The organism is Streptomyces sp. NPDC018000 (assembly GCF_044328025.1).
Classification (GTDB): domain Bacteria; phylum Actinomycetota; class Actinomycetes; order Streptomycetales; family Streptomycetaceae; genus Streptomyces.
On record NZ_JBIRGM010000001.1, the window covers coordinates 431,802 to 452,290 of the forward strand.

The window sequence follows — 20,489 nt, forward strand, 5'->3', positions numbered from 1 at the left end:
GCACTCCTTGTGCCCCGGAACCGTGGTGCAGCTGGCTACACCATGCTTCCGGGAGACCGGTCCCTCGTGACGGCGGATACGTGCCGAGAGAATGCATTCATCACCAACCATGAAGGAACCCCATGAAACCGCTGCTCTGGACCGTGCTCGTCGCCGCGACCGCCGCGAACCTCTTCTTCAATCTGGGCGTGAAGGACAGCGGCCTGCAGATCGTGCTGAGCGTTGTCTCCGGCGTGGTCGTGCTCGCGTCGGGAGCGGGGCTGTGGATGCTGCGCCGCCCGGCCGACACGTGAGCTTCGACACGGCCGGGGCGCGCCGCTCCCGGTCGTCCGATCCACCGAATTCCTTGGGCGGACCGGGCGAGCGGCAGGCCCGGTGACCTTGCCACGCACCCGGGGAACCGGCCCAATATGTGGATGCTATGGAAGATGTTCCGGAGCCCCTGGGAGAATCGACACGCCACAACGGTTCTGTACGTCGCTTTCGTGAGCCGCAGAGCGTGCGATGTCTGGGCGACGACCTCAATGGGGAGGGGGACCGCAGGTGCCTCCACGACGGGGCAACCTTCGCGCGCGATGCCGACCCATGGAAGGTCTTGATCAGATGCAGACCACCCCTGAACACGTAAGCCCGCACGCCACCGAGAGCCGCGTCATCGAGCCGCTGTACGCGGAGATACTCCGCCGCAACCAGGGCGAGAAGGAGTTCCATCAGGCGGTACGGGAGGTCCTGGAGACCCTCGGCCCCGTCCTCGCCAAGCGGCCGGAGTTCGTGGACGCCCGGATCATCGAGCGCGTCTGCGAACCGGAGCGTCAGCTCATCTTCCGCGTGCCGTGGTCGGACGACTCCGGGGACATCCACGTCAACCGCGGCTTCCGCGTCGAGTTCAACAGTTCGCTCGGCCCGTACAAGGGCGGGCTGCGTTTCCACCCCTCGGTCAACCTCGGCATCGTGAAGTTCCTCGGCTTCGAGCAGATCTTCAAGAACGCGCTCACCGGCATGCCCATCGGCGGCGGCAAGGGCGGCGCGGACTTCGACCCGAAGGGCCGCTCCGACGCCGAGATCATGCGGTTCTGCCAGTCGTTCATGACCGAACTCCACCGACACCTCGGTGAGTACACCGATGTCCCCGCAGGTGACATCGGCGTCGGCGGCCGTGAGATCGGCTACCTGTTCGGCCAGTACAAGCGGATCACCAACCGCTACGAGTCCGGAGTCCTCACCGGAAAGGGCCTCGGCTGGGGCGGCTCCCAGGCCCGCACCGAGGCGACCGGCTACGGCTGCGTGCTCTTCACTGCCGAGATGCTGCGCAGCCGCGGCGAGTCCCTCGACGGACAGCGCATCGTCGTCTCCGGCTCCGGCAACGTCGCGATCTACGCCGTCGAGAAGGCCCAGCAGCTCGGCGCGACCGTCGTGACCTGCTCCGACTCCAACGGCTACGTCGTGGACGACAAGGGCATCGACCTCGCCCTGCTCAAGGAGATCAAGGAGGCCGGCCGCGGCCGGATCTCCGAGTACGCCGCGCGCCGCGGCGAGCACGTCACGTACGTCCCCGGCACCGGCGTCTGGAACGTCCCCTGCGACGTGGCCCTGCCCTGCGCCACCCAGAACGAACTGCACGAGGCCGACGCCCTGGCCCTCGTCCGCAACGGTGTGAAGGCGGTCGCCGAGGGCGCCAACATGCCCACCACACCGGAGGCCGTACGCGTCCTCCAGGAGGCGGGCGTCGCCTTCGCCCCCGGCAAGGCTGCCAACGCGGGCGGGGTGGCCACCAGCGCCCTGGAAATGCAGCAGAACGCCTCGCGCGACTCCTGGACCTTCGCCCACACCGAGGAACGCCTCGCACAGATCATGCGCCACATCCACGACTCCTGCTACGAAACCGCCGAGCGCTACGGCAGCCCCGGCAACTACGTGGTCGGCGCCAACATCGCCGGCTTCGAACTGGTCGCGGACGCGATGCTGGCGCAGGGGCTCATCTGACCCAAGCAGTCCGGCGACGCCATCGGCCCGGCCGCCCGCCGGGCCGGGCCGATGGCCGGTCAGGAAGCGGGCGAGAGGGTCAGTCGTCGAGTGGCTGGGCCCCGTGCGCGTCGGCAATCTGGTCGATCCGGGCCGCGAGGTCGAAGTCGGCTTCTGTCAGCCAACCGGAGTATCCCGTTCCGGTGGCTCGGTGGGGACTGCCACATCGGAGCACGCCACAACGCGCACGGTTGAATCAGTGCAGACGTGCCCGCCGGCCAAAAGCAAGCAGGGGCACTCGGCGGGCGGGCAGTCTGTCACTCTCCAGCCGGAGCGATCCCTACCGGGCAGGCCACGCCCGTGCCGCCGATCCCGCAGTAGCCCGCCGGGTTCTTGTCCAGGTACTGCTGGTGGTACGCCTCGGCGGGCCAGAACGTGCGGCCCTCGGCCGGGAGGATCTCCGTGGTGATCTCGCCGTAGCCGGAGCCCGTGAGGACCTTCTGGTACGCCTCGCGGGAGGCCGCCACCGCTGCCGCCTGCTCGGGGGAGTGGGTGTAGATCGCCGAGCGGTACTGCGTACCGACGTCATTGCCCTGGCGGAAGCCCTGGGTCGGGTCGTGGGACTCCCAGAACAGCCTCAGCAACTCGGCGTACGAGACGGTCTTCGGGTCGAAGACGACGCGGACGGCCTCGGTGTGGCCGGTCAGGCCCGAGCACACCTCTTCGTACGTGGGGTTCTCCGTGTAGCCGCCCTGGTAGCCGACGAGCGTCGTCCAGACGCCGTCCGTCTGCCAGAACTTGCGCTCGGCGCCCCAGAAACAGCCCAGCGCGAAGTCCGCGACCTCCAGGCCCTCCGGGTACGGGCCCAGCAATGGGTTGCCGAGGACCGTGTGGCTGGACGGGACGGCGAATGCGGACTCGGGGCGGCCCTTCAAGGCCTCCTCGGGGGTGGGGAGCTGCGGAGTGCGGCGGTGCAGGAACATTCGGGGCTCCTCCGGGGGCTGGGGTTTCCGGTCCGTACAACGCGCCGGGGGCGCCGGAGATTCCGGCGGTCAGTCGTCCTTCGCGACTTTCAGCTCGCTGTACTCATGGCATTTGGTGAAGAAACTCCTCGGATACCTGTAGTACGACCACGGGGCGTACGGGTACGGGGTGTTGTCGTCGGCGGGGCAGTCGATCACGCGGAACTGTTCCATCGCCTCCTCGTACCGGTCCTGCCAGTACAGCGTCCAGGCGAGCAGGTGGCGGCCCCGGACGATCCGCCGGTCTCCGGGGTCGGCCGCCACGGCGGCTGCCACGTCGGCCAGGCAGACGTCGGCCGCGGCGATCAGCTCCGGGCTCTTGTAGTACACGTCCGGGTCCGTTCTCGAGTTGCTCCGCTCCTCCTTGAGCGCGGCGTACAGCGGGAGCAGCGAGAGCAGCCGGCCGGGACTGTTCCGCCGAGCCGCCTCGCGTGCGAGGTATCCGGCCGGCCGGTACGAGCCGGCCCAGCGGTGGCACCAGTACCGGAGCGCCGTGTCGTGGGCCGCGAGGTGGGGTCCGCCCCGCACGACGATCTTCGCCCACAGGGCACGGCAGTCGGCCTGGTCGTAGCCGAGGGCGAGGGCGCAGGGGATCTCGGCGATGTACGGGCACGGGTCGTCGCCCGCCAGCGACTGGGCCTCGTGACATGCCTCGCGGGCCCTGGCCATTACCTGGCGGAAGACGGAGGACTGCTCCCATGTGGGGTGCTGCGTCGGACGCGTACCGTGCACCTGCGCCGCGACACCGATCAACGCGCCGGCGTGCACAAGGGCCGCGCCCGCGTCCCTGGGGCGTTCGGCGCGCCAGGCCAGCAGCCAGGTGTCGTCGGCCGCGGCCTCGTCCTGGAGGACGGCGGCGCGCCGGAAACGCTCTTGCCGGTCCCGGCCGGCTTTGCGGAGGAAGCCGGCGCCCGCCCGCCAGTCGCCGGAGCGGAGGGCGGTGCGGATCTCCTCGTCGCGAATTTCCTGGTCGTGAAATTCCTGGTCGTGGATTCTTCTGTCGCGCAGGCCGGGGGTGGTCTCGGTGGCGGTCCACGGCGGCGTTTTCCGTGCCTTCTTCCGGACCTTCGTCCAGAGGTACTCGCGAGTCTGGAGGGACTCGCGCAGAGAGGTGACCGACGGGAGCAGCCGAGGTGTCGTTGTGGAGGGCTCCGGTTCGGTGCGGGGAAGGGGGCGGGGGTCAGGGTTGAGCAGGGCGCGCAGCGGCTTCGTGTCCGGGATGTCCGCCACCGCCGCGTCCAGCGCCGGCGCGAGCAACTCCGCGTGGCCCGGCGGCAGCTCCAGGGACGCCTCGTCGACGGTCCAGGGCAGCCGCCAGCGGGCGCGCCCCTGCCGTACGTACTCGGCCTCGGCCAGTTTCCGCAGCCCGGAGCGGAGTCCGGGCCTGGCGAACTCGCGGGCCACGCGACCGGTCGCCTCCCGGGCCTGGGCGGTCTTGTGGAGCCGGCCGGCGATCTGCCACTGTGCGCCCGCGTCGATCGCGTCGAGGGCGTCGGTCACCGAGCCGTCGCCGCCGGTCACCGCGGCGACCACCCTCCCCATGGACCGTGCCTCCAGCGCCTCGTACACAGTCGTCGACTCGTGCACCAGGTCCGGCCAGTCGACCCTGCGCAGTCGCAGCAGCTCCGGTGTCAGCACCTGCTCCTCGACAGCGGCCAGCGTGCGCTCGGTGTCGACGAGCAGGCCCAGGGCCGGTTCCACGGGCGCCGGCGCGCGCCCGTCGTCCGGCAGCGCCTCGATCCGGGCGATGCGTTCCGTGAACAACGGACTTGCGTAGGGGGCGTCCACGTCGGACGGCAGGGAGTCGCGCGACTCGTCCAGCAGGCCCCTGCGCGCGGCCAGCACATGCCGGAGACCACCGAGGACCTGGCCGGGCGGGGGCAGCATTCCGGCCTTCACACCGAGCAGGGCGTACCCATCCATGTACCCCTCGTGCGTGTAGTCGAGGACCTGGATCTCGCGCAGCGCGCTCGCGCTCACGTCGCGGCCCGCGATCCGCGCCGCGGCGACATCGGCCGCGGACTCCGCGCGGTCGGTGTCGGACATCGTGACGCGTGTGCAGAAGCGCTCGTACCTCCGGTACCGCCCTGCCAGCAAGCGGTACGAGGCACCGGCGTGGCCCGGGTCGATCTTCTTGGTCTTCCTGCCCTTGGTACGTGCCTTCGCGGCCTTCTGCTCCTGGCGTACCCGCTCCCTGGCGACGGCCTTCTCCGCCTGTTCCCGGAAGAGGGCGACGGCGCGGGCGCTCTGTTCTTGGCCGAGTGCGGTGATCGCGGCGAGGCGGGTGTCGGAATGGGCGTAGCGGCTCATCTCGTACGCGAGCACGAAGCGCAGCTGGGCCTCGGACATTCCGGCCAACAGTGGTATCCCGACGAAGAGCCGGCGTCGACCGGCGACCAGGCCGAGGAGTCTGGTGTGCTCGACGGCCGAGGCATTCACCTGGTCGGTGAGCACGATGTCGTCGGGCGCGCGGGTGCCGGCCTGGTCGGCGAGGTCGCGTACCAGGGCCCAGAGGCGGGGCTGCTGGGTGTTGTCGACGCGCAGTCCGCGTACGTCGTCGTGGTCCGGCGTGTGCGGCAGGGACATGGTGCGCACGATCGAGAGCGCCTGCACAGAGGTGCGGACGAGGAATATCACGGCGACGGGAAGCCACGCCCAACGGAACACGGCCCAGTTGGCGACGGAGAGGATGGCGAGCAGGAGGATGCCCAGCAGGTAGAAACCGGCGAGCAGGGCAACGGCGCGTAAAGCGCGCAGAGTTGGGGCCATCGGACGGATTCCCCCACGGGAACGGGAGTTGGCGGTGGTGGTTCCGGTGGTAATTGTGGTGTGCGTGGGGAATCGGAGTATGTCGTCCCGTGGGCGGGCGCGGCAACGCGATAGCGGCAACGCGATAACGGGGCAGCTGGGGACCGGGGCCGCGTCACCCTGGCCATCGCCCGGGGAACGGGTTCCGCGCCACCCGCCCGGTCCAGTGCCCGGGGAACGGGTGCCGGGCCGCTGCCCCGGTGGTGTCACCGCCATCCCGTCCCGGTTGTGTCACCGGTCTGCCTGGCGGGCACCCGTCCGCCACCGGGGCTCGCGACTACCGGGGCAGCGTCGCCGGGCTGCCGCCGTTCGCCTCGTAGCCCGCGACCGCCAGTGCCCGGTAGACCGTGTACTCGGCGGCCGGGTCGGGGCTCTGGGTCCACGGCAGCGCGCCCACATGGCCGTCGATGCGGACGAGCTGGTTCATCGCCTCCGACCAGCGTTCCATCCGGACCAGGAACAGCACCAGCAGATGGCGGACGTGCGCGAGCATCGGGTCGTCGGGACGGGCCGCGTGCACCGCGAACAGTGCGCCCTCGACCGCCTTGGTCACCACCGCGCTCCGGTAGAAGCCCTGGACGAGATTGACCTCGGGCAGATGCTCGTACACCGCGAAGAGCGGCAGCGCGGCCAGCAGTGAGCCCTGCGGGGCGCGGGCGGCGGCCGTGGTGGCGAAGCGGTCGGCGTCATCGAGGGAGCCGTGCCACTTCTCGCACCAGTAGTGCAGCGCGGCGAGGTGCGCGCCCATGTGGGCCGGGGCCCGGTCGATCACCTTGGCCCAGAGCTGGTCGAACTGCTCGTGCGAGTAACCGAGTCCACGGGCGACCGCCAGCTCGACGAGGTACGGGACCGGGTCGCCGGGCGCCAGCAGCGCCGCCTCGCCGCAGACCGTACGGGCCTCCTCCAGGATGATCCGGAAGTCGTCCGTCCCCGCGGTCGACGAACGCCATGCCTGCTGCACCAGGAATTCGGCGTGCACCGCCGCACCGCCCGCGTCCTTCGGCGCATCCGCCCGCCACTTGCGCAGCCACGAACCACCGACACCGGGCTGCTGCGCCAGCTCCAGCGAGGCGGCACCGGCGAACGCCTGCACCCGCTGCCACCGCACCTCGCCCTCCTTGGGCGTACCGGCCAGCAACTGCGAAGCCGCCCGCCAGTCCTGGGAACGCTGCACGACATCGAGCACATCGAGAAGATCCTGGTCCGGGCCCGGCAGCCGGACGTCCAGCTCTTCCTGGCGTGCGAAGCCATAGGCATCCGGGTCGGCGGCGTCCGGTGAACCGGGTGCGACCTGACGGATACCGCCGCGGCGGCGCAGTACGAAGGGGCCGACGATCGCGGCGAGCATGCACATTGCGATCAGGAACCAGAGAATCTCCATGCCCCCATTGTCACCGGACGGCCGGGAAGCGGGGTGGGGGGCCTCGCGACGAACTACGCTCTGGCCCCATGAGCGACCAGCACAGCTTCGAAACCCTCGCGATCCACGCGGGAAACACCGCCGATCCCCTCACCGGCGCCGTCGTCCCGCCCATCTACCAGGTGTCCACGTACAAGCAGGACGGCGTGGGCGGACTGCGCGGCGGCTACGAGTACAGCCGCAGCGCCAACCCGACCCGTACCGCCCTGGAGGACAACCTCGCGGCTCTGGAGGGCGGCCGCCGCGGACTCGCCTTCGCCTCCGGCCTCGCCGCCGAGGACTGCCTGCTCCGTACGCTGCTCACCCCCGGCGACCATGTGGTCATCCCGAACGACGCCTACGGCGGCACGTTCCGGCTGTTCGCGAAGGTCGTCTCGCGGTGGGGCGTGGACTTCTCGGTCGCCGACACCTCGGACGTGGCGGCGGTACGGGCGGCGATCACCCCGCGCACCAAGGCGATCTGGGTGGAGACCCCGTCCAACCCGCTGCTCGGCATCACCGACATCGCCGCGATCGCCGATGTGGCCCGCGCGGCGGGTGCGCGACTGGTCGTCGACAACACCTTCGCCAGCCCCTACCTCCAGCAGCCCCTCGCCCTGGGCGCGGACGTCGTGGTGCACTCCACCACGAAGTACATGGGCGGCCACTCGGACGTCGTCGGCGGCGCGCTGATCGTCAACGACCCTGGTCTGGCTGAGGAGTTGGCGTACCACCAGAACGCGATGGGCGCGGTCGCCGGACCCTTCGATGCCTGGCTGGTACTGCGCGGCATCAAGACCCTCGCGGTCCGCATGGACCGGCACTGCGAGAACGCCACGAAGATCGCCGATCTGCTGACCCGGCACCCCAAGGTCACCCAGGTCCTCTACCCGGGGCTGCCCGGGCACCCGGGCCACGAGGTCGCCGCCAAGCAGATGAAGGCGTTCGGCGGCATGGTGTCCTTCCGTGTCAAGGGTGGCGAGGACGCGGCGGTCCACGTCTGCAACCGGGCGAAGCTGTTCACGCTCGGTGAGTCGCTGGGCGGCGTCGAGTCCCTCGTGGAGCACCCGGGTCGCATGACGCACGCCTCGGCGGCCGGCTCCCCGCTGGAGGTGCCGGCCGACCTCGTCCGGCTTTCCGTCGGCATCGAGTCCGCCGACGACCTGATCGCCGATCTGACGCAGGCGCTCGGCTGAGACCGACCGGCAAACGGGGGGCGGGGGAAGGAGCGGTGCGGATGAAGGCGCGCGGGCGGGCTTGATCACTGAAGCCCGCCCGCCCGCCCTCACCAGCCGTCCAGCGGCGGTGTCGTCTCGGCAGGAGGCAGCTGCCACGGCTCCGCCGCCACCGCCCACACCGTGAAGGCCACCACCGCGGCGAACGCCATCAGCATCACCGGCCAGCGGGTGAAACGGCGCCGGCGCAGCAGTCGGCCGCCGCGTTCCGCCGCTTGCTGTGCCAGATCGGTGGGCACCTGCGGATGCGGACCGTCCAGCATGCGCCGGACCTCGTCCTCCCGGCTGCTGCCACGGCTCATCGCGCGACCTCCAGGGGCCGCTGCCACCCCCACCGCGCCGTGGGCCGGCGGGTGCCGCGCATCGTGGCCACCGAACGGTTGCAGATCGCCCGGATCCGCTCCACCGGTAGCCCGAGCAGCGCCGCGGCCTGCTCCTCCGCGACGCCCTCGTACAGTCGCAGCACGAGAACGAGGCGCTCCTGCGGTGTCAGCCGGTCCAGCAGCCCGCCGCGCGGCCGGTGGTGCCGCCAGACCTCATGGGAGAACCGGGTGACCAGCTCCCTCCGGGTGCGGTCGTACGGGTCCTCGCCGCGCAGCCGTCCCCACTGTGCGTACGTTCGTGCCAGCGCGGCCGTGAGCATCCGCTGGGCCCGGGGGTTCGCTCCGGGCGGCTGCATGGGTTCGGCGGTGAGCAGCGTGGCTGTGTGCAGCAGTCGGCCGGCCGCGCCCGTCACGAAGGTCTTGAACTCCTGGGCGCGGCGCCGCTCCCGGCCCGCCTGGCGTTCTCGCACAGTCCTCATCCGAGCCGTTGCGGGGCTCCTGGTCAAGAGGCGTGCGCCCGGCAACCTGCGCAGCGTCGTCAGGCGTTGCCGCTTCCGTTACCCGGCCGGGGCGCCTGGGGAGAGGTCTGGCGGGCGGCCAGTGCCAGATTGAACCGGGTGAGCAGCGTGCAGAACGTCTCGCGCTCCTCGGCCGTCCAGTCGTCCGTCACTTGAGTCATGAGTTCGCGCCGGGATTCGCGGACCTCTTCGAGCCGTGCCTGGCCGCGCGGCGACAGTTGGAGCACGACGGCCCGGCCGTCCTCCGGGTGCGAGGCGCGCTTGACCAGACCGGTGTCGACGAGGGGTGCGACCTGCCGGGTCACGGTCGAGGAGTCGATCCCCATGCCCGCGGCCAGTGCTTTGACGCCCATCGGCCCTTCCCGGTCCAGCCGGTTGAGCAGCAGATAGGCGGCCCGGTCCATGGAATTGCGCACCTGGCCGAGGCCGCCGAGGCGGGTCTGCTCGGCACGGCGGGCGAATACCGCGACCTGGTGCTGCAGCGCATCGAGGACGTGGTCGGAAGCCGTGGGTTCGGGGGTGGCGCCCCCGGAAGGAGACGCAGCTGTCGTCATGTCCTGAGGGGGCATGGCCGGGGGCTCTCTTCGTACGGTGTCGGGTGGGTGGGGGACAGAGTACGCGGCCTCGGGGCAACGCGTACCAGTGCCGCACAAACCTGTGGACAACGGCGCAGGAGGGGACCGCACAAAGCATCCGGCACACTGCCGAGCCGCAACGCCCGGTACACTGCCGAGCTGCGAGACTTGCGGTATGAACTTCCGCGCGCCCGGCCGTTTCCCCCTGCTGATCCTCGACGACATACGCGGGGCGCAGAAGATGCTCTCCGGCGTCGCCAGAGTGACCGCCATGGAAGGCAGCCGCCACCTGACCGAACTGGTGGGCGCGCCGGTCCACTTCAAGTGCGAGAACCTGCAGCGGACCGGTTCGTTCAAACTGCGTGGCGCATATGTGCGGATCGCGGGCCTGTCCCCGGTGGAGCGGGCGGCCGGAGTCGTCGCCGCGAGCGCCGGAAACCATGCGCAGGGTGTGGCACTCGCCTCTGCGTTGCTCGGTGTGCGGTCGACGGTCTTCATGCCGGTCGGGGCGCCGCTGCCGAAGGTGACGGCCACCCGCGAGTACGGGGCACAGGTCCGGCTGCACGGCCATGTCGTCGACGAGACGCTGGCCGCCGCCCAGGAGTACGCGCAGGAGACCGGTGCGGTCTTCATCCACCCTTTCGACCACCCGGACATCATCGCCGGACAGGGCACGGTGGGCCTGGAGATCCTTGAACAGTGCCCCGAGGTGCGCACCATCGTCGTCGGGATCGGCGGTGGCGGTCTCGCCGCGGGCATCGCGGTGGCGGTCAAGGCGGTCCGGCCCGATGTGCGGATCGTCGGCGTGCAGGCGGCGGGCGCGGCCTGCTATCCGCCGTCGCTGGCCGCGGGGCACCCGGTGTCGATCGGCTCGCTGAACACGATGGCGGACGGCATCAAGGTGGGGCGCCCCGGCGATGTGCCGTTCGAGCTGGTCAGAGAGCTGGTCGACGAGGTTCGTACGGTCTCCGAGGACGAGCTGTCCAGCGCGCTGCTGCTCTGTCTGGAGCGGGCGAAGCTGGTGGTGGAACCGGCCGGTGCGAGCCCGGTGGCGGCGCTGCTGAGCAACCCGGAATCGTTCCACGGCCCGGTGGTCGCGCTGCTGTCGGGCGGCAATGTGGACCCGTTGCTGATGCAGCGCATCCTGACCCACGGCATGGTGGCGGCCGGCCGCTATCTGAGTCTGCGGCTGCGGCTGACCGACCGCCCCGGCGCGCTGGCGACGCTGCTGGCCGTCCTCTCGGTGCTCGATGCCAACGTTCTTGACATCGGCCATGTGCGGACCGATCCCCGGCTCGGGCTCACCGAGGTCGAGGTGGAGCTGCAGCTGGAGACGAAGGGGCCGGAGCACTGCGAGGAGGTCTCGGCGGCGCTGCGCGAGGCGGGCTATCTGGTGATGAGCTGACCCTCAGGTTGCGCGATGTATCGCGTTATGGCGCTCTGGAGCGGTTCAGCCTCGCCGACGCGGCCGCACACGCGGGGAGCCTCCGGCCCGACGGGCCGGAGGCTCCCCGCGTCAGTGGTGCGGGATCAGCCCGTGTAGGGCTTCGCCGCGAGGATCTTCACGGTGGCCGTCTTGCCGTTCGGCAGTTCGTACTCGGCGTCCTCGCCCATCTTCTTGCCGTTCACGCCGGTGCCGAGCGGCGACTGCGGGGAGTACGTCTCGATGTTCGAGCTCGCGTACTCGCGCGAGGCGAGCAGGAACGTCAGCGTGTCCTCCGGGTCGCCGTCGAAGGCGATCGTCACCACCATGCCGGGCTCGACCACGCCGTCGTCGGCAGGTGACTCGCCGACCTTCGCGTGCTCCAGGAGCTGGGTGAGCTGGCGCACCCGCAACTCCATCTTGCCCTGCTCCTCCTTGGCCGCGTGATACCCGCCATTTTCCCGGAGGTCACCCTCCTCACGGGCCGCCGCGATCTTTACGGAGATTTCCGTGCGCGCGGGACCAGACAGGTACTCCAGCTCGGCCTTGAGCTGGTTGTACGCCTCCTGCGTGAGCCAGGTGACGTTTTCGCTGGTCTGGGTCACAGGTGCTCCTCGTCGGTACTGGGAATACAAAGCATCGCCCTACCCGTAAGCATGTGCCTCCACGGGTGGGCGAAACCACGAGCCTAACAATTCCACAGGAAAAGGGGGAGGAGGTAAGCCGTCAGGACTGCGTATGGGCAGGTCAGCGCCTATATGCGCGGTTCAGCCCCGGCGTGCGGCGGTCAATGTGCCGCCCCGCCGTCCTCGGTACAGCCCAGCAGCTCGACGCTGGTCGCCCGGGATGTCGTACGCATGGACAGGACGCGGTCGATACGGTCCGTTTGCTCGTCGAAGCGGAAGTCCTTGCGGGCCACGTCGCTGCCGTCCTCGTGCTGCGAGCGGAGCGTGCAGTAGCCCTTGGCGTCCGTGTCCTTGCGTACCTCCAGGTGCACTTCGACCCGCTCGTCCGAGACGACCTTGAACTTGATCACCTCGGCCCTGATGCCCTGCCCGGCGATGTAGTCGTAACCGATCCAGCCGATCATGCCGAGAAAAGCGACGCCCAGCACCGAACCGATGATCTTGAGCTTGCGGTCGGCGCGCTGGTCCGCGGAGCGGCCGTAGCGGTTCTCCGGAAGCGCCTCGCGCACCGCAGTCATGATCGTTCCTCCCGTACCGGGGATCCAGGAATTTTCCGCCCCCCGGTTCGGTCACTATAGAAGCCCGCCATCCGCCACCCGACCGCCACCCCACGCTGACGTCCCTTCGGACGACACCTCTCGACGGCGGCCAATCAACGAGGATCGAGTCTTGACTGAGCAGCTGCGACTGATGGCCGTTCACGCCCACCCCGACGACGAGTCGAGCAAGGGTGCGGCCACCATGGCCAAGTATGTGTCCGAGGGGGTGGACGTGCTGGTCGTGACCTGCACGGGAGGCGAGCGCGGCTCCATCCTCAACCCGAAGCTCCAGGGCGACGCGTACATCGAGGAGAACATCCACGAGGTGCGCAAGAAGGAGATGGACGAGGCCAGGGAGATCCTGGGCGTCAAGCAGGAGTGGCTCGGCTTCGTCGATTCGGGTCTGCCCGAGGGCGACCCGCTGCCGCCGCTGCCCGAGGGCTGCTTCGCGCTGGAGGACGAGGAGAAGGCCGCGGGGCGTCTCGTCCGCAGCATCCGTGCGTTCCGGCCGCAGGTCGTCACGACGTACGACGAGAACGGCGGGTACCCGCACCCCGACCACATCATGACCCACAAGGTCACGATGATCGCGTTCGACGGTGCGGCGGACACCGAGACGTTCCCCGAGTCGGAGTTCGGTCCGGCCTGGCAGCCGCAGAAGCTCTACTACAACCAGGGCTTCAACCGTCCGCGCACGGTGGCGCTCCACGAGGCGCTGCTGGCCCGTGGCCTGGAGTCCCCGTACGGCGAGTGGCTGAAGCGCTGGAAGGAGTTCGAGCGCGAGGAACGCACGCTGACCACGCATGTTCCGTGCGCGGACTTCTTCGAGATCCGCGACAAGGCGCTGATCGCGCACGCGACGCAGATCGACCCCGACGGCGGCTGGTTCCGCGTCCCGATGGACATCCAGAAGGAAGTCTGGCCGACCGAGGAGTACGAGCTGGCGAAGTCTCTCGTCGCTACTTCCCTCCCCGAGAGCGACCTCTTCGCGGGCATCCGCGACAATGCCTGATATGTACGCGACTCAGGCACTGACCCATCTCGTCCCTCTCGCCGAGGACCTCGACCCGGACAAGGTGACTCCCGGCGTTCTCGGCTTCCTCGTCTTCGCGGCGCTCGCCGGGGGCGTGTGGCTGCTGATGAAGTCCATGAACCGCCACATGGGCAAGGTCGACTTCGAGGAGGCCCCGGACCCGGAGGCGGCGTCCGGTGACGCGGTTGCCGCGGGTGCGGGATCCACGAAGCGGAAGTAGGCGCGGGGCGGTACCGGGGCGTCCGGTGGCCGCCTCGTCCTTCCAGTCATGGGTGAGGCCGTAAGACGCCCCCGATCGCCGGACGGGCTGGTCATGGCCGCAGCTGCACGCCCATGACCTCCCGTGCGTGGCGTGTGGGCGTCATGCCCAGGCGCCACGCCTGCCAGCCGTCCTCCAGGTCCACGCCGCGGTTCAGCACCACGGTGAACGCCTCCGCGAAGTCCGCCAGCTTGCTGTCGCGCGTCGGGTGGCCGGCCAGGAGCAGGTCGGCCAGTTCCTGCTGGGCCACCACCGTGCCCACCTCGCTGCCGCCCGGTGACGCGTACGGCAGCAGCGTGCAGCGCAGGAAGCGGGCCCAGTCCGCGCCCCGTGTGTCGCCGTAGGAGCCGAACAGCTCCGCGGCCTCGCCGCACAGCTCCAGCGCCTGCGGGGCGCGGTTGTTGCCCGCGTCGATCAGGGCCAGCTCCAGGCACGTCCAGGCCTCGCCGTGGGCGACTTTGATGCGCCGGAAGTCGGCCCGGGCGTCGATCAGGAGCTGGCGGGCGAAGCCGGAGTTGCGGAGGTTCCCGGTCTGGGCGGCCCGCTGGTCACGGGTGACCCGGCCGGAGTGGTGCCGGGCGCACGCCAGCCCGTACGCGTCCCGCATCCGGGAGAACATCGTGCGGGCCCGCTCCAGCTGCCGCACCGCCTGGTCGGTGTCACCGCTCTCCTCCAGGGCCTGGCCCAGGTAGTACAGCGTCCACGCCTCGCCGCGCGCGTCCTCGTTGTCGCGGTGGCGGGCCAGGGCCAGGTTCAGCTCCTCGGCCGCCGGGGCCGGGTCGCCGTCCAGCAGCCGGGCGCGGGCCAGCTGGGTCAGTGCCCACGCCTCGCCGCGCTCGTCACGGGTGCGGCTGTACAGCTCCAGGGCCGTACGCAGCGCGTCCTTTGCCCGCCCCACATCGCCCATCCGCAGCAGGGTCTGGCCCAGCTGGAACTGCGTCCACGCCTCGCCGTGCAGCGACTCGCCCTCCCGGTGCAGGGCCAGCGCGGTGTCCAGGAGGGCCAGCGCCCGGGCCAGATGGCCCCGGTCGCGCTCGACGGCGGCCAGGGCGTGCAGCGACCAGGCCCGGTCCTCGGCCTGCTCGTCGGAGGACTGCAGCTCGATCGCCTCCCGCAGCCGCGCCGACGCCTCGGTCAGATTGCCCTGGTGGTGCAGGGTGATGCCGAGCGAGCACAGCGCCAGCGCCGTACCCGCCTCGTGCTGCGCCTCCCGGTACAGCCCGACGACCGACGACAGCGTGGTGCGCGCCTTGTCCAGCTCGCCGAGCTGACGCGCCGCGATGCCGGTACGCCACTGCACGGACCGCTCCAGCAGCCCCTTGTCCACGGCCTGCGTCAACTCGCTGATCTCGCCCAGCCGGTAGAGATCGCCGCGCAGCAGGCAGTAGTCGCACAGCGCGCCCAGGAGATCCAGCACGGCCCCCTGGTCGACGCCCTCCGCGTGCCGCAGCGCCGACGTGATGAAGCTCGACTCGTCGTCCAGCCAGCGCAGCGCCGCGTCCAGCGAACCGAACCCGTGTGAGCCGAACTGCCCGGCCCGGGTGGACATCTTGCCGTCCACCATGCGGATCACGGCACCGGCCAGCTCCGCGTAGTTCTGGATCAGCCGCCCCTGGGCCGCGGTACGGTCCGCCGCTTCCTCCTCGTCCCGCAGCCGGGCCAGGGCGAAGCCCCGTACGAGATCGTGCAGCCGGTAGCGCGAGCCCCGCACATGGTCCAGGAGCCCGGCCCCGGCCAGTGCCGTCAGCAGCCGCTCGGCCTCCTGCTCGTCGGTCGAGAGCAGCGCGGCCGCCGCCGCGGCGCCCAGGCTGGCCCGCCCGGCCAGCGCGAGCCGGCGCAGCAGCCGCCGCGCCTGCTCGGACTGGTCGGTGTAGCGCAGCCACAGCGCCCGCTCGACCGGCCCGACCGGACCGTACGCGGCGAGATCGGCGGCGAGCGCGCTCCGGGTACGTGGACCGAGCGAGGAGCCCGCCAGACGCAGCGCCAGCGGCAGCCCGCCGCACAGTTCGGTGACCGTGTCCGTCGACTGGGAGTCGTACGGCCCCTGCTCCTGCGCCTCGGCCGCCTCACGCAGCAGCTCCTCCGCGCCCGCCGCGTCCAGCGCGCCGACCGGCAGCTGATGGACCCGGGCCGGGATGTCGGCGGGCAGCTCCAGGGGCTCGCGGGCGGTGACGAGGACGAGGCTGTCGGAACGCTCCGGGACCAGCGTGCGGACCTGGGCCGCGTCGCCGGCGTCGTCCAGCACGATCGTCACGGGGGTGCCGGTCAGATGCCGGTGGTACAGCTCGCTCAGCCGCCGTGCCTGCTGCTCGGCAAGGGCGCCGCTCCGAGCCCCCGGCTCCGCACGCCCGGCGGCGCCCCCGTCCCGGAACAGCAGCTGCTCGCGGGGCGCGCCCAGCCGGTTCAGCAGATGCAGCAGCGCGTCACGTGTCGGCAGCGGCGCCTCCCCGGCCACACCGCCGCGCAGGTCCACCACGCAGGCGCCCCGGAACTGATCCTTCAGGCTGTGCGCCGCCCGTACCGCGAGCGCGGTGCGCCCGGAGCCGGGCGCACCGTGCAGGACGACGACGGTCGGCTCGGTCTCCGTCGACGCGCGGCCCTCCCGCACCCACCGCGCGATCTGCGCCAGCTCGGCCCGCCGCCCGGCGAACGGCCCATCGGACGCGGGCAGATGACCGAACGACTGATCGAGGATCGCGCGCATACGGGCCGCTGCGCTGCGGTCCCCGCCACGCAGTGACGGGGCGGTCCCCGCCTGCGCGGAGACCTTCTTCGCCGGTGTGCGCGACGAGGCTGCGAGCATCCGCTGCTGGTCGAGGTACGGGCGGATGCCCCGTACCTCCAGCGCCGCCAGCCACTGCAGCCGCAGCTGTTCGGCGCCGCCGGGCTGCCCGAGCGCACCCGCACGCCGGTGGGCGGCGGGCCAGTGCGATGCGGTGACCTTGGCGACGGTCGTCGCGGCCCCCGCGACCGCGACCACGGCGCCCGCGCCGAGGGCCGTCCCCGCCGCCGTACCGAACGCGACATCCGCACCGAAGGCGGCGACCGCGGCAACTCCCGTGACCAGCAGTGGAGTTCCGATGGCCGATCGGCTGAACCGCCGTGACAGCGGACGCTGTCCGGCCTCCGCCGCGTCCAGCGCCTGGAGATACGCGGCGTACTCGTCCGCCGCGCCGGCCGCCAGGGAGTCGAGCGCGGCCCGCCCGCGCGCCATCAGCGCACCGGCATCCGCCCGGCCACCCGACCGCCGTACCTCTTCCTCGACGGCGCGTACCAACAGCCGTTCGGCTTCCGCCCGATGGCTGTCCCGCATATGCGTCCCCCTCCGGATACGACGAATGCAACTGCCCCCGCTGCCATCGCCGCCCAGTGTGCTGGGTACGGCGCGTCAGCGCGAGAGAGCGATGCGATCAACCGGGCCTGCGAGAGGACGGAGGTATGCCGAATCGCCTGGACCGTGAGACTTCCCCGTACCTCCTCCGGCATGCCGACAATCCGGTCGAGCCACGGCGCCCGTCCGGGTCGCAGAGGGCGATCGCCTCCGCCAGGTCGAGCTTCCGCGGTGCCGCGGATTCAGGGCGGCCCGTTCCCCGGGCCGCCCAGGGGCGGCTGTGCCGTGCCGCAGGCGGATCCCACCGCCCCAGTACGCGACTATGGACGTATGCCGAACCGCCTTGCCGACGAGACCTCCCCCTATCTCCTCCAGCACGCCGACAACCCGGTCCACTGGTGGCCCTGGGCGAAGGAGGCCTTCGACGAGGCCCGGGGGCGCGGGGTGCCCGTACTGCTGAGCGTGGGGTACTCCAGTTGCCACTGGTGCCACGTCATGGCGCAGGAGTCCTTCGAGGACGACGACACCGCCGCGTACATGAACGAGCACTTCGTCTGCGTCAAGGTGGACCGTGAAGAGCGTCCCGACGTGGACGCCGTGTACATGGAGGCTGTGCAAGCCGCCACCGGGCAGGGCGGCTGGCCGATGACCGTCTTCCTGACCGCCGACGCCGAACCCTTCTACTTCGGCACCTACTTCCCGCCCGAGGCTCGCCATGGCATGCCGTCCTTCCGCCAGGTACTCGAAGGTGTCGCGGCTGCCTGGACCGACCGGCCCGACGAGGTCGCCGAGGTGGCCGCAGGCATCGTCCACGACCTCACCCAGCGCTCCCTCGCACGCGGTGGCGAGGGGTTGCCCGGCGAGGCGGAGCTGGCGCAGGCGCTGCTCGGGCTCACCCGCGAGTACGACGACAAACGCGGCGGGTTCGGCGGCGCGCCCAAGTTCCCGCCGTCCATGACCATCGAGTTCCTGCTGCGTCACCATGCCCGCACCGGGGCGCAAGGCGCCCTCCAGATGGCCGCCGACACCTGCGACGCGATGGCCAGGGGCGGGATGTACGACCAGCTCGGCGGGGGTTTCGCCCGCTACTCGGTGGACCGGGAGTGGGTCGTTCCGCACTTCGAGAAGATGCTTTATGATAATGCGCTGCTCTGCCGGGTGTACGCACACCTGTGGCGGTCGACGGGCTCGGAACCGGCCCGCCGGGTCGCCCTGGAGACCGCCGACTTCATGGTGCGCGAGCTGCGCACGGCGGAGGGCGGTTTCGCCTCCGCGCTCGACGCCGACAGCGAGGACGGGGACGGCCGGCATGTCGAGGGCGCGTACTACGTATGGACGCCCGAACAGCTGCGGGAGGTCCTCGGCGACCGGGACGCCGCCTTCGCCGCCGAGTACTTCGGGGTGACGGAGGAGGGCACGTTCGAGGAGGGCGCCTCGGTTCTCCGGCTCGCGCGGACGGGCACCGCGGCGGACGCGGAACGGGCCGCCGATGTACGGGCCAGGCTGCTGGCCGCGCGTGAGCTGCGCCCGCGTCCCGGGCGGGACGACAAGGTGGTCGCCGCCTGGAACGGCCTGGCCGTCGCAGCGCTCGCCGAGACCGGAGCGTACTTCGACCGGCCCGACCTGATCGAGCGCGCCACCGAGGCGGCGGATCTGCTGGTACGGGTGCACATGGGCGACGTCGCCCGGCTGGCCCGTACGTCGAAGGACGGGCGGACCGGCGGGCACGCCGGGGTCCTGGAGGACTACGGCGATGTCGCGGAGGGTTTTCTCACCCTGGCCGCGGTCACCGGCGAGGGCGTCTGGCTGGAGTTCGCGGGCTTCCTGCTCGACATCGTGCTCCAGCACTTCACCGGCGAGGGCGGGCAGCTGTACGACACGGCGGACGACGCCGAGCAGCTCATCCGCCGCCCGCAGGACCCCACCGACAGCGCCACCCCGGCGGGCTGGACGGCGGCGGCCGGTGCGCTGCTCTCGTACGCCGCGTACACCGGCTCCGAGGCCCATCGCGCCGCAGCGGAGGGGGCGTTGGGCGTGGTGAAGGCGCTCGGCCCGCGGGTTCCCCGGTTCATCGGCTGGGGGCTCGCCGTCGCCGAGGCACTGCTCGACGGGCCGCGCGAGGTCGCGGTCGCCGGACCGGTCGGCGGCGAACTGCACCGTACGGCGCTGCTGGGACGGGCGCCCGGTGCGGTGGTGGCTGCGGGGGAGACGGCAGGGACGGAGTTCCCGCTGCTGGCGGACCGGCCGATGCTGGGCGGGGCGCCGACGGCGTATGTGTGCAGGCACTTCGTGTGCGATGCGCCGACGACGGATCCGCAGGAACTGGCGCGGAGTCTCGGATCGGGCCTGTCCGGGGACTGAGGACGGAGCTGTACGGGGACCGAGGGCGGTGCCGTACGGGGCCGAGGGACGAGCCGTGCGGGGCCGAGGGACGGGCCGTGCGGGGCCGAGGGCGGAGGGCCCCCTCCTACAGCGTCAGACCGCCTTCGAGCGTGTCCAGCGCCTGGCCGATCAGTGCGATCAGGTCGCCCTCCTGACCGTGCTCGCCCCAGTACAGCGTCACCTCGCGCAGCGCCCCCAGCACCGCCGCGATGAACACCCGGATCTCCAGGTCGTCGGGGCTGCGGCCGCTGCGGTCGGCGAGCGCCCGGGCCAGAATCTTCGCCGTGTCCGACATGGTCTCCGTCATCCGCGCCCGGATGGCGGGGACCTCCACCATCAGCCGGGTGCGCTGCCGCAGCTCCTCCTCCTCGGCCGCGAGAAACGCCGTCAGCGCCTTGGTCATGAGGAACCGCAGCGACTCCAGCGGCGGTTCGTCGGCCGGCCGGTTCCGCAGCTCGGCCTCCATGACCGGGTCGTACTCGTCGGTGAGGACGATGTCCTCCTTGGTCGCGAAGTATCGGAAGACGGTGCTCGGGGACACCTCGGCCGCCTCCGCGATCTGCTCGATCGTCGTCGCGTCGTACCCCTGCTCGGAGATCAGCCGGTATGTCGCCCGGCGGATCGCGATCCTGGTCCTGAGCTTCTTCCGTTCGCGCAGCCCCAGCTGGGGCTGCGTCCCGGGGGCGGAAACGGAAGGGGTACGAGAGGTGGCGGCCATGATTGCCATTGTCAGCCATCGACGGGCGCCGGGGCCATCTCCGTCCGCTCCTGCGACGGGGCGGGGAGGCTCGTCAGGAACGCCGGTGGTGTCGAGCCGGCCGCTGTACGCACCGGCGAGCAGGCTTCCCAGCAGCGCGATCCCGAGAGCGCTGCCCGTCTGCCGTACTCACAGTCAAGTGAAAGTAACTCTCAAAAGGTGGTGAGTGTCAATGTTTCTGGGGTGCCGGGGGCCTGGCATGACGAATGGCTGCGGCTTTCAAGCCACGGCCATTGC

17 protein-coding genes are annotated in these 20,489 nt (G+C 71.0%); 7 read left to right on the plus strand and 10 right to left on the minus strand.

The genetic code is table 11. The annotated features are described in order from the left end of the window. Positions 1 to 122: 122 nt before the first annotated feature. Together ACH4EW_RS02160 and gdhA are read left to right on the plus strand one after the other, a co-directional pair. Complete coding sequence (locus ACH4EW_RS02160) at positions 123 to 293, plus strand: hypothetical protein (protein ID WP_398250166.1); 171 nt, start codon at positions 123 to 125, stop codon at positions 291 to 293. 310 nt (positions 294 to 603) lie between these two features. Further along, the gene (gene gdhA, locus ACH4EW_RS02165) at positions 604 to 1,983 is read left to right on the plus strand and encodes an NADP-specific glutamate dehydrogenase (protein ID WP_398250168.1); all 1,380 of its coding nucleotides are present in this window, start codon (positions 604 to 606) and stop codon (positions 1,981 to 1,983) included. A 296-nt stretch (positions 1,984 to 2,279) separates the two neighbouring features. On the opposite strand, the gene msrA is transcribed toward gdhA, so the two are convergent. The 3 genes from msrA to ACH4EW_RS02180 form a co-directional block, all read right to left on the minus strand. Then, positions 2,280 to 2,945, minus strand: a complete 666-nt coding sequence (msrA, locus tag ACH4EW_RS02170) for a peptide-methionine (S)-S-oxide reductase MsrA (protein WP_398250170.1) — start codon at positions 2,943 to 2,945, stop codon at positions 2,280 to 2,282. A 69-nt stretch (positions 2,946 to 3,014) separates the two neighbouring features. After that, the gene (locus ACH4EW_RS02175; protein WP_398250171.1) at positions 3,015 to 5,753 is read right to left on the minus strand and encodes a M48 family metallopeptidase; all 2,739 of its coding nucleotides are present in this window, start codon (positions 5,751 to 5,753) and stop codon (positions 3,015 to 3,017) included. Positions 5,754 to 6,069: 316 nt separating this feature from the next. Next, a complete protein-coding gene (locus ACH4EW_RS02180; RefSeq protein WP_398250173.1) occupies positions 6,070 to 7,173 on the minus strand; it encodes a hypothetical protein in 1,104 nt (367 codons plus the stop codon). Between the two features lie 68 nt (positions 7,174 to 7,241). On the opposite strand from ACH4EW_RS02180, the gene ACH4EW_RS02185 reads away from it, so the two are divergent. After that, entirely contained in the window at positions 7,242 to 8,387 is a 1,146-nt protein-coding gene (locus tag ACH4EW_RS02185) for a cystathionine gamma-synthase (RefSeq protein WP_398250175.1), read from the plus strand. 89 nt (positions 8,388 to 8,476) lie between these two features. Here the strand turns inward: ACH4EW_RS02185 and ACH4EW_RS02190 are convergent, their stop codons facing one another. The 3 genes from ACH4EW_RS02190 to ACH4EW_RS02200 form a co-directional block, all read right to left on the minus strand. Beyond that, a complete protein-coding gene (locus ACH4EW_RS02190; RefSeq protein WP_398250177.1) occupies positions 8,477 to 8,728 on the minus strand; it encodes a hypothetical protein in 252 nt (83 codons plus the stop codon). After that, positions 8,725 to 9,219 carry a sigma factor-like helix-turn-helix DNA-binding protein gene (locus ACH4EW_RS02195; protein WP_398250179.1) on the minus strand — a complete coding sequence of 165 codons (495 nt, stop codon included), beginning with the start codon at positions 9,217 to 9,219 and terminating at the stop codon, positions 8,725 to 8,727. Before ACH4EW_RS02195 ends, ACH4EW_RS02190 begins: the two co-directional genes overlap by 4 nt. A 68-nt stretch (positions 9,220 to 9,287) precedes the next feature. After that, positions 9,288 to 9,836 carry a MarR family winged helix-turn-helix transcriptional regulator gene (locus ACH4EW_RS02200; RefSeq protein ID WP_398250180.1) on the minus strand — a complete coding sequence of 183 codons (549 nt, stop codon included), beginning with the start codon at positions 9,834 to 9,836 and terminating at the stop codon, positions 9,288 to 9,290. 181 nt (positions 9,837 to 10,017) lie between these two features. On the opposite strand from ACH4EW_RS02200, the gene ilvA reads away from it, so the two are divergent. After that, positions 10,018 to 11,247 (plus strand): threonine ammonia-lyase, encoded by a 1,230-nt coding sequence (gene ilvA, locus ACH4EW_RS02205; RefSeq protein WP_398250182.1) that lies wholly within the window; start codon positions 10,018 to 10,020, stop codon positions 11,245 to 11,247. Positions 11,248 to 11,372: 125 nt separating this feature from the next. Here ilvA and greA read toward each other — a convergent pair whose 3' ends face one another. Together greA and ACH4EW_RS02215 are read right to left on the minus strand one after the other, a co-directional pair. After that, complete coding sequence (gene greA, locus ACH4EW_RS02210) at positions 11,373 to 11,870, minus strand: transcription elongation factor GreA (protein ID WP_398250184.1); 498 nt, start codon at positions 11,868 to 11,870, stop codon at positions 11,373 to 11,375. A gap of 182 nt (positions 11,871 to 12,052) precedes the next feature. After that, positions 12,053 to 12,469: a DUF4307 domain-containing protein gene (locus ACH4EW_RS02215; RefSeq protein ID WP_398250186.1), complete on the minus strand. Its 417-nt coding sequence runs from the start codon at positions 12,467 to 12,469 to the stop codon at positions 12,053 to 12,055. A 151-nt stretch (positions 12,470 to 12,620) separates the two neighbouring features. Here ACH4EW_RS02215 and mca point away from each other — a divergent pair, with 151 nt between their 5' ends. Together mca and ACH4EW_RS02225 are read left to right on the plus strand one after the other, a co-directional pair. Beyond that, positions 12,621 to 13,502, plus strand: coding sequence for a mycothiol conjugate amidase Mca (gene mca / locus ACH4EW_RS02220; protein ID WP_398250188.1), 882 nt, complete (start codon positions 12,621 to 12,623; stop codon positions 13,500 to 13,502). A 1-nt stretch (position 13,503) separates the two neighbouring features. Next, positions 13,504 to 13,743, plus strand: coding sequence for a hypothetical protein (locus ACH4EW_RS02225; RefSeq protein WP_398250189.1), 240 nt, complete (start codon positions 13,504 to 13,506; stop codon positions 13,741 to 13,743). Between the two features lie 91 nt (positions 13,744 to 13,834). Here the strand turns inward: ACH4EW_RS02225 and ACH4EW_RS02230 are convergent, their stop codons facing one another. Next, positions 13,835 to 17,095 (minus strand): tetratricopeptide repeat protein, encoded by a 3,261-nt coding sequence (locus tag ACH4EW_RS02230; protein WP_398250191.1) that lies wholly within the window; start codon positions 17,093 to 17,095, stop codon positions 13,835 to 13,837. 348 nt (positions 17,096 to 17,443) lie between these two features. Between ACH4EW_RS02230 and ACH4EW_RS02235 the strand changes: the two genes are divergently transcribed. After that, positions 17,444 to 19,474 (plus strand): thioredoxin domain-containing protein, encoded by a 2,031-nt coding sequence (locus ACH4EW_RS02235; RefSeq protein ID WP_398250193.1) that lies wholly within the window; start codon positions 17,444 to 17,446, stop codon positions 19,472 to 19,474. 106 nt (positions 19,475 to 19,580) lie between these two features. On the opposite strand, the gene ACH4EW_RS02240 is transcribed toward ACH4EW_RS02235, so the two are convergent. Continuing rightward, a complete protein-coding gene (locus ACH4EW_RS02240) occupies positions 19,581 to 20,213 on the minus strand; it encodes a TetR/AcrR family transcriptional regulator (RefSeq protein ID WP_398250195.1) in 633 nt (210 codons plus the stop codon). Between the last annotated feature and the right edge of the window lie 276 nt (positions 20,214 to 20,489).